The sequence below is a fragment of the Gluconacetobacter tumulisoli genome, assembly GCF_014174155.1.
GTDB classification, from domain to species: Bacteria; Pseudomonadota; Alphaproteobacteria; order Acetobacterales; family Acetobacteraceae; genus Gluconacetobacter; species Gluconacetobacter tumulisoli.
Genome location: NZ_JABEQM010000030.1, coordinates 1 through 3437 on the forward strand (window position 1 = coordinate 1; position 3437 = coordinate 3437).

At 72.0% G+C, this 3437-nt stretch carries 4 protein-coding genes; all 4 read right to left on the reverse strand.

The window, feature by feature from the left end:
- Positions 1-881 (reverse strand): dTDP-4-dehydrorhamnose reductase (gene rfbD, locus HLH28_RS17675; RefSeq protein WP_182961917.1); only part of this gene is annotated, 881 nt, incomplete at its 3' end.
- Complete coding sequence (rfbC, locus tag HLH28_RS17680) at positions 881-1432, reverse strand: dTDP-4-dehydrorhamnose 3,5-epimerase (RefSeq protein ID WP_182961918.1); 552 nt, start codon at positions 1430-1432, stop codon at positions 881-883. The genes rfbD and rfbC, both read right to left, overlap by 1 nt.
- Positions 1429-2334, reverse strand: a complete 906-nt coding sequence (rfbA, locus tag HLH28_RS17685; protein WP_182961919.1) for a glucose-1-phosphate thymidylyltransferase RfbA — start codon at positions 2332-2334, stop codon at positions 1429-1431. Before rfbA ends, rfbC begins: the two co-directional genes overlap by 4 nt.
- The gene (rfbB, locus tag HLH28_RS17690; protein ID WP_182961920.1) at positions 2331-3437 is read right to left on the reverse strand and encodes a dTDP-glucose 4,6-dehydratase; all 1107 of its coding nucleotides are present in this window, start codon (positions 3435-3437) and stop codon (positions 2331-2333) included. Before rfbB ends, rfbA begins: the two co-directional genes overlap by 4 nt.

A 3437-nucleotide genomic window follows, 5' to 3' on the forward strand; every position in this document is an offset into this window, starting at 1 on the left:
GCGACCGTCCTTGCGACGCTGTTCTGCCAGTGTGGCAGTCGGATGCCGAAGACCTGTTCCAGCCTGGCGCAGTCCAGGCGGGAATCCTGCGGGCGGGGGGCGGGGGTGGGCCAGTCGGCGGTGGCGATGGCGGTGACCTGGGGCATGGGCCGGCCCGGGCGGGCGGCGTGCTGCAGCGTCGCCGTCGCCAGCCCGTGCCAGGTGGTGGCGCCGCTTCCGGCGGCGTGGAAGATCCCGGCGAACGCGTCGTGCCAGCCGTCCCGGGCGATGCGGCCGGCGATGGCCAGGATGGCCTCCGCCAGGTCCTCGGCGCTGGTCGGGTTGCCGTGCTGGTCGCCCACCACCCGCAGCACCGGGTGCTTCGCCCCCGCCGTCAGCATGGTCCGCACGAAATTCCGTCCGTAGGGCGAATAGACCCAGGCGGTGCGCAGGATGATGGCGCGGCCGTGGGCGGCCAGCACCGCCTGCTCGCCCTCGGCCTTGCTGCGGCCATAGACGGTGCGCGGCGCGGTCGGATCGGTTTCGACATAGGGCGCGCCCTTGCTGCCGTCGAACACATAGTCGGTCGAGACATGGACCAGCGGGATGGCGCGTTCGGCGCACAGCGCGGCCAGCAGGGCCGGCCCGTCGCGGTTGGCGCGGGTGGCGCCGGCCACGTCGTCCTCGGCCGCGTCCACCGCCGTCCAGGCGGCGGCGTTGATCACCAGGCCGGGCTCTGCGGCCGTCAGGGCGGCATCCAGCGTCTCCGGCCGGTCGAAATCGAGGTCGGGCCGCCCCAGGCAGCGCAGGCCGGGATGGCCGGAGCGCGCCAGCGCCGTCGCGAGCTGCCCCGATCGCCCGATCACCAGGATCGGGCCGGCGGGCGTGTCGGCGCCGGCCATCAGAACCAGTCCCGCACGGCGGCGAAGGGGGCGGCGGCGGCGTCCTTGTCGGACAGGATGGCGTCGCCGGCGGCCACCGGCCAGGCGATGCCCAGGTCGGGATCGTCCCAGCGGACCGAGCGCTCGCAGTCGCGGCTCCAGACGTCGGTGCATTTATATTGCACCTCGGCCGCGTCGGTCAGGGTGCAGAAGCCGTGCAGGAAGCCTGCCGGGATCCACAGCTGCGACCCGTTCTCCGCCGTCAGTTCGGCGGCGACCCATCGTCCGAAGGTGGGCGAGCCCTGCCGCGCATCGACCGCGACGTCCCAGATCGCGCCGCGCGTGCAGCGCACCAGCTTGCCCTGCGGATGGGGCGGCAGCTGGCAGTGCAGGCCGCGCACCACGCCGCGCCGGCGCGACAGGCTGTGATTGTCCTGCACGAAGACGGCGTCGATCCCCGCCGCCGCCATCCGCGCGGCGTTGTAGGTTTCCGAGAAGAACCCCCGCTCGTCGCCGAAGCGCGGCGGGGTGACCAGGACGATGTCCGGAAGGGCCAGCCGTTCGACCTTCACCGGGGCACTTCTCCGTTTGCCAGCTCGTGCAGCAGGCGGCCCAGCTCGGTCTTGCCCATGGTCGTCGCGATGGCGCGCAGCTGGTCGGCGTCGATATAGCCCATGCGGAAGGCGACCTCGGCGGGGGATCCGACCAGCATGCCCTGGCGGGACTGGATGGTCTGCACGAACAGCCCGGCCTGCATCAGGCTGTCGGGCATGCCGGCATCGAGCCAGGCGCAGCCGCGGCCCAGCCGCTCGACATGCAGCGAGCCCTCCTCGAGGTAGATGCGGTTGAGGTCGGTGATCTCCAGCTCGCCGCGGGGCGAGGGCTGGATGCGGCGGGCCAGCTCGCCGACGCGGGCATCGTAGAAATACAGGCCGGTGACCGCCCAGTTCGAGGGCGGCTGCTCGGGCTTCTCGACCAGGTCGCAGGCCCGGCCGTCATCGTCGAAGGCGACCACGCCGTAGCGTTCGGGATCGCGGACCTGGTAGGCGAACACCGTCGCCCCCTCGGTGCGCCGCGCCGCCGCGCGCAGCAGCACCCCCAGATGGTCGGCGAAGATCAGGTTGTCGCCCAGCGCCAGCGCGCAGGGGGCGCCGTCCAGCCAGTCGCCGGCGATCACGAAGGCCTGGGCGATGCCGTCGGGGGTGGGCTGCACGCGATAGGTGAAGCGCACGCCGTAGCGTGAGCCGTCGCCCAGCAGGCGCTCGAACTGCGGCAGGTCGGCGGGGGTCGAGATGATCATGATGTCGCGGATGCCGGCCAGCATCAGCGTCGACAGCGGGTAGAAGATCATCGGCTTGTCGTAGACGGGCAGCAGCTGCTTGCTCGCCGCCAGCGTCATCGGATGCAGGCGCGTGCCCGAGCCGCCGGCCAGCAGGATGCCCTTCATTGCGGTGTCCACGGGGTGCGTGCTCATGCCGCCGTCTCCCGGGCCGCGGTTTCCTGGCCTGCCGTCTCCTGCGGGGAGGCGACCACGCCCAGCCGCCGGCCGCTGTCGTGGCGGGCCTGCAGGGCGGTCCACCAGTCGCGATGCTCCAGGTACCAGCGCACGGTGCGGCGGATGCCGGTGTCGAAATCGTGGCGCGCGCGCCAGCCCAGGGCGGCCTCGGCGCGCGCGGGGTCGATCTCGTAGCGGAAATCATGGCCGGGCCGGTCGGGGACATGGTGGATCAGGCGGGCGCGCGGTCCGGCCGGGTCGGGCAGCAGCGCGTCCAGCTCGCGGCAGATGGCGCGGACCACGTCCAGGTTGGTGCGGGGCTGGCGGGCGCCGATGGCGTAGGTCTTGCCCGGCTGGCCGCGCTCCACCGCCAGCACCAGGGCCTCGGCATGGTCGTCGACGAACAGCCAGTCGCGCATGTTGCTGCCGTCGCCATAGACCGGCAGGGGCCGGCCGGCGATGGCGTTGATCGTCACCAGCGGGATCAGCTTCTCGGGGAAATGCCAGAAGCCGTAATTGTTGGTGGTGTTGGTGACGAAGGCCGGCAGGCCGTAGGTATGCTGCCAGGCCCGCACCAGATGGTCCGATGCCGCCTTGGTGGCGGAATAGGGGCTGCGCGGGTCGTAGGGCGTCGCCTCGGTGAAGGGGGCGTCGGCAGGGCCGAGCGTGCCGAACACCTCGTCGGTCGAGACATGGTGGAAGCGGAAGGCGGCGCGTGCCGCGGCGTCCAGGCCCGACCAGTATTCCCGCACGGCCTCCAGCAGGGTGTAGGTGCCGACCACGTTGGTCTGCACGAAGGCGCCGGGCCCGTCGATCGAGCGGTCGACATGGCTTTCCGCCGCCAGGTGCATCACCGCGTCGGGGCGATGCGCCGCCAGGATCGCCCGCAGCGCCGCCCCGTCGCAGATGTCGGCGCGCACATGCACATAGCGCGGGTCGGACGCCACCTCCGCCGTCGACCCCGCCGACGCCGCGTAGGTCAGGCAGTCCACATTGACCACCTCGTGCCCCGTAAACCCGATCAGACGGCGCACAACCGCCGAACCAATGAACCCGCAACCGCCCGTCACTAGAATCCGCAT